The organism is Nostoc sp. DedQUE04 (genome assembly GCF_034530995.1).
Lineage (GTDB): Bacteria > Cyanobacteriota > Cyanobacteriia > Cyanobacteriales > Nostocaceae > Nostoc.
Genome location: NZ_JAVRCA010000039.1, coordinates 73,326 through 77,866, shown reverse-complemented (window position 1 = coordinate 77,866; position 4,541 = coordinate 73,326). Strand labels below are relative to the sequence as shown.

Annotated in this window: 5 protein-coding genes and 1 pseudogene; 4 read left to right on the top strand and 2 right to left on the bottom strand. The window is 44.6% G+C overall.

Translation table 11 applies throughout. From position 1 onward, the window contains the following. Nucleotides 1-100 precede the first annotated feature (100 nt). The 4 genes from RM049_RS23895 (at nt 101) to RM049_RS23880 (ending at nt 2,716) form a co-directional block, all read left to right on the top strand. Entirely contained in the window at nt 101-448 is a 348-nt protein-coding gene (locus RM049_RS23895; RefSeq protein ID WP_322705941.1) for a hypothetical protein, read from the top strand. Between the two features lie 238 nt (nt 449-686). Beyond that, nucleotides 687-1,769, top strand: coding sequence for a photosystem II q(b) protein (gene psbA / locus RM049_RS23890; protein WP_322705940.1), 1,083 nt, complete (start codon nt 687-689; stop codon nt 1,767-1,769). A gap of 234 nt (nt 1,770-2,003) precedes the next feature. Continuing rightward, complete coding sequence (locus RM049_RS23885) at nt 2,004-2,234, top strand: HNH endonuclease (RefSeq protein WP_322705939.1); 231 nt, start codon at nt 2,004-2,006, stop codon at nt 2,232-2,234. Between the two features lie 230 nt (nt 2,235-2,464). Beyond that, nucleotides 2,465-2,716: a hypothetical protein gene (locus RM049_RS23880; RefSeq protein WP_322705938.1), complete on the top strand. Its 252-nt coding sequence runs from the start codon at nt 2,465-2,467 to the stop codon at nt 2,714-2,716. Between the two features lie 112 nt (nt 2,717-2,828). Here the strand turns inward: RM049_RS23880 and RM049_RS23875 are convergent, their stop codons facing one another. Both RM049_RS23875 and RM049_RS23870 read right to left on the bottom strand, forming a co-directional pair. Further along, a complete protein-coding gene (locus RM049_RS23875) occupies nt 2,829-3,779 on the bottom strand; it encodes a hypothetical protein (protein WP_322705937.1) in 951 nt (316 codons plus the stop codon). A 334-nt stretch (nt 3,780-4,113) separates the two neighbouring features. Continuing rightward, nucleotides 4,114-4,541, bottom strand: a pseudogene (locus RM049_RS23870) (hypothetical protein); the annotation flags it as partial.

The window sequence follows — 4,541 nt, the reverse complement described above, 5'->3', positions numbered from 1 at the left end:
TTTTTTCTTTTAATCCTTTTATTCAGAATACTCGGAAAGTGACAGAAGAGGGGTATTAGAGTAGTAAGCAAGGGTAATATCAGTTATTGCAAATATTACTATGACTAACTCTCAACTTCCCCTGCCACAACCCGAATTAGAAAGAGCGGGTATTACTTTTGACCAATATGTAGAATTTACCCCAGAAAAGTTGGAATTGTGGGACGGATATTTAGGCTACGGCGGACAAAACCAACTTGGGTTTCATTTGGCTGTTTTAAGAAATATGGGACTACTGACAGCAATTCGTCATACAGAATTGTCACTGTGGATAGAAGCTCTAGACCGTCATCTAAGAGAAAAACTAGAAACCATCAGCGTTCAACCAGAAGTAGCCGAGGCAATGCTTAATCGCCTGAATCGGGCAATGTCAGATTTGGCAGCAGTGGCAGAGTATTTAGAAGGATAGCAATACAAATTGCTCAGTGGTATCTTTCATGCACCAGACTAAGCAGCGATCGCTCTTTTTTCATCTCTTATGCGTTTGAGTACTTATCTAGCCCTTAAATAAGTAAAGCTAATGATTTCTATTGACTCTACAAAATTATTAGCACTTGATTAACTTTTGTAAAGCAGTGTAAATTACTTATGCAGGCGAAAACAAACACGCCTGATTCATACATGAATTAAATCGCACTTATAAAACCATGACAGCAACCTTACAACAGCGCCAAAGCGCCAATGTATGGGATCGATTCTGTGAATGGATCACCAGCACCAATAACCGGATCTACATCGGTTGGTTCGGCGTATTGATGATACCCACCTTGCTAGCCGCCACCGCTTGCTTCGTAATCGCCTTCATCGCTGCTCCTCCAGTAGACATTGACGGCATCCGCGAACCAGTAGCAGGTTCCTTGATTTACGGAAACAACATCATCTCTGGTGCAGTAGTACCTTCCTCCAATGCCATCGGTTTGCACTTCTACCCAATTTGGGAAGCAGCATCTCTTGATGAGTGGTTGTACAACGGCGGTCCTTACCAACTAGTAATTTTCCACTTCCTGATTGGCGTATTCTGCTACATGGGTCGTGAGTGGGAACTATCCTACCGCTTAGGAATGCGTCCTTGGATTGCAATCGCATATTCTGCTCCAGTTGCAGCAGCAAGTGCAGTATTCTTGGTATACCCGATCGGACAAGGATCATTTAGCGATGGTATGCCCTTGGGTATAAGTGGAACCTTCAACTTCATGATCGTGTTCCAAGCAGAACACAACATCTTGATGCACCCCTTCCACCAATTAGGTGTAGCTGGTGTATTCGGCGGAAGTTTGTTCTCTGCAATGCACGGATCTTTGGTAACTTCCTCCTTGGTTCGTGAAACCACCGAAACCGAATCTCAAAACTACGGTTACAAGTTCGGTCAAGAAGAAGAAACCTACAACATCGTTGCGGCTCACGGCTACTTCGGTCGGTTAATCTTCCAATACGCTTCCTTCAACAACAGCCGTTCGCTGCACTTCTTCCTCGCAGCATGGCCTGTAATCGGAATCTGGTTCACCGCCTTGGGTGTAAGCACAATGGCGTTCAACTTGAACGGTTTCAACTTCAACCAGTCAATCATTGACTCTGAAGGTCGTGTGATTTCAACTTGGGCGGATGTAATCAACCGCGCTAACCTGGGTATGGAAGTTATGCACGAGCGTAATGCTCACAACTTCCCTCTGGATTTGGCTAGTGCTGAGGCTGCTCCTGTGGCTCTCACCGCTCCTTCCATCAACGGTTAATTGTTATCCAAGTCAACTAAAAATTAAATAGAATCAAAAGCGCTCTCCTCAAAAGGGGGGCGCTTTTTAGTGTCGATGATTAAGGGTGGTGAGGTGATTGGAGGGAGGCGATGCACGGCGGTAAACTACGCCCTCCAATTCCAGTTTCAAGCAAGGAAAAAGGCGATCGCGTGCAGAATGTATTGAGTAATAGCTATCCTATGAGATAAAGATAGGGTTTTTTTGTAAAATCAGGTGTCTAAAAACCAACAAGAGCAATGTGAACTATGCCATAGAGAGATGGAGAATTTAACTGTCCATCACTTAGTTCCGCGACAAAATACCAAACGCAAAAAACAAGACCCAGGCCCAACAGCAAACATCTGTTCTGCTTGCCATCACCAGATTCATGCTTTATTCGATAATAAGCTGCTTTTTTTGTATGGGATGTCTACTTTAAGGGGCTGCGCCTACCAATCGAACTGAACGACTGGCTCAACGATCTACTAAAAAAAGGCAAGCGCAAGCATGGTGCTAAAGTACCGAAGGAAGTTTGGGTGCAAGCTGCTTTGGAATTGTTCAAGGCAATGCCCGTAAACTGGGAAGAGATTGATTCAGAGGAGAATTTGCAGTCAGCACTATTGAATCTAGAAACTAGAATAAAGAATCTAGAAAATATTTCAGCATAAGCTCTAAGGAACATTCCAAAGGTTTTTATGAACAAGATGGTAACGGTTGTATTTGATGGAAATGTTTTGCACCCAGATGCGCCCTTGGATTTGACACCGAACACGCGTTATGTCATTACAATTCAAGAATTGAAATCCCCATCACCCAATGGTGATGCTTGGGATGTGCTGGAGGCAATGGTAGGAACTGTTGAGGCATCTGAGGACTGGTCTAGTGAACACGATCATTATTTGTACGGTACTCTTAAGTGTAGCGAACTGCAAACAAGCCATTTTTGAGACCCCTCTTATTTGCAGTTAATGTGGTTTCAAAATCGGCTTGTTTGCAGTTTTATCTCCCGATGTTTGCAGTTCGCTACAGGTAGGCAGGGCGGGGTGTGTTAAGAAAGGGTTAGCTGTCCCTAGCACTTAGGGTATACAACCTTTGAACAAGATCCTTGTGCAGGAGAAAAAGATCAGAAACCATCGAAGCTACTGCTTCGCCGCTGGAAAGTGAAATAAATACTCGTTCAGCGTCATCCCAGGTGATACTGTAGTTGAGGAAGTTGCCCCCGGCAATTACATCCTCTTTGGAGTTACCGCCAAATCTTATCATCACATATTTGTAATAAATCTCCCAAGCTTCCCTGAAGCGGCAGATCACCATCTCGCCTATTCTTGACACCAATTGATCTTCAATTTGTAGAGCTTTCTGCCGAAACTGATAGTAGGCTGTCAAGTAATTGTGAAGAGTGCCACCGATTTCAGGAACCTCAACGATATCTTTCTCCTCATAGCGGATAAGCAGATCAAACAGTCTACAGGGAAGCTTGTCCACTAACATTATCTCGATCAGTGCTGGGGGGACTGACACATCTGGTATTGCAGCAGGAAACCGCAGAAGCTTACGAACTTCTGACCGCAGTTGGGCGGCAACTTCATCGTCTATCTTAAGATATCGCCGACGCACATCCCTCAAGCTGCTATCGAGCAGACTCCTGAGACGTTCTAAATCGAACACTTCGAGTCTATATCCCTTGTTGATTGCTTCCTTCGCAAAGCTCAGTTTTATGGTGGGACTAACGTCCACATTGCAGAATAGGCCAATAACACCCTCGCTGTCGTTCTGCTTCGCCAGATCACGTTTAAACTTGCTTCGTATATTCTTTTCCAATGTCACAAATGCAATGCCGGGACTATCCCCTTCCCGAAACTTGATGTCTTGTCCACCGTCTGCACCACCACCAGGTGCCATAGGCTCAACGTTCGAGTAGCCAAGTGCATTCAAAATGTCGGCGGCCATACGCTCAAAATCGTGTTGATTATCGAAGTCTTCCAACGCGCGTCGTGTTTGGCTCAACATGGGTTTTTATTGTGGGCAGCCAATTATTGTATCTTCATTTACACACAAAAGTCAGCGGCGGCAGATAAGGCATTACCGGACTCTGTTGGCGAAATGCGATCGCTATCCTCAAAGCTTTGAAATGTCATAGCTGCTCACACCAGAAATTGCGGTTTACATGAATTCGCCAACAGTATCCGAACCTTCGATCTACGCCCTGTACCATCTAAACCCAAATTCCACGATTGTCGGCTCAATGCCAGAAAAGCGATCACGTTATATCAATATGTATAGTCACTAATTACACGTAATGGCTCATACGTGGAATGCGATCTCTCACTCAAGATGTTGTTCTTTAGCTCCACCATCGTGACACATCAGAGATGGCAGAAGCTGTATCTTTTACTGCTTGTTGACCACCTAAAGTAAATATCACAGGAGTTAATGCGTTTATATCGCTAAGTAAATTTGGGCGAGTACGGAGAGATAAGACATGAACGGTATCTCGCCAGCGATCAAAAAGTCGAGTTTTTTGTATTTGTGAAAGTTTATCAGCCAAACTACTTAGGGCATCGGCGCGACATCTCTCATCCTGAATCTCTCTAGCAACAGCCAAAGCCTCACTTAACAAATCAGGAGGCAATATCTGTGCCAAACTACTTAGGGCAGAGGCGCGAGAATACTCATCCTGAATCTCCCTAGCAGCAGCCAGAGCCTCACTTAACAACTCAGGAGGCAATATCTGTGCCAAACTACTTAGGGCAGAGGCGCGAGAATACTCAT

Excerpts from the sequence above, each read along its gene's own strand:
- RM049_RS23895 (WP_322705941.1), top strand. The coding sequence starts at position 101 with ATGACTAACTCTCAACTTCCCCTGCCACAACCCGAATTAGAAAGAGCG.
- psbA (WP_322705940.1), top strand. The coding sequence starts at position 687 with ATGACAGCAACCTTACAACAGCGCCAAAGCGCCAATGTATGGGATCGA.
- RM049_RS23875 (WP_322705937.1), bottom strand. The coding sequence starts at position 3,779 with ATGTTGAGCCAAACACGACGCGCGTTGGAAGACTTCGATAATCAACAC.
- RM049_RS23880 (WP_322705938.1), top strand. The coding sequence starts at position 2,465 with ATGAACAAGATGGTAACGGTTGTATTTGATGGAAATGTTTTGCACCCA.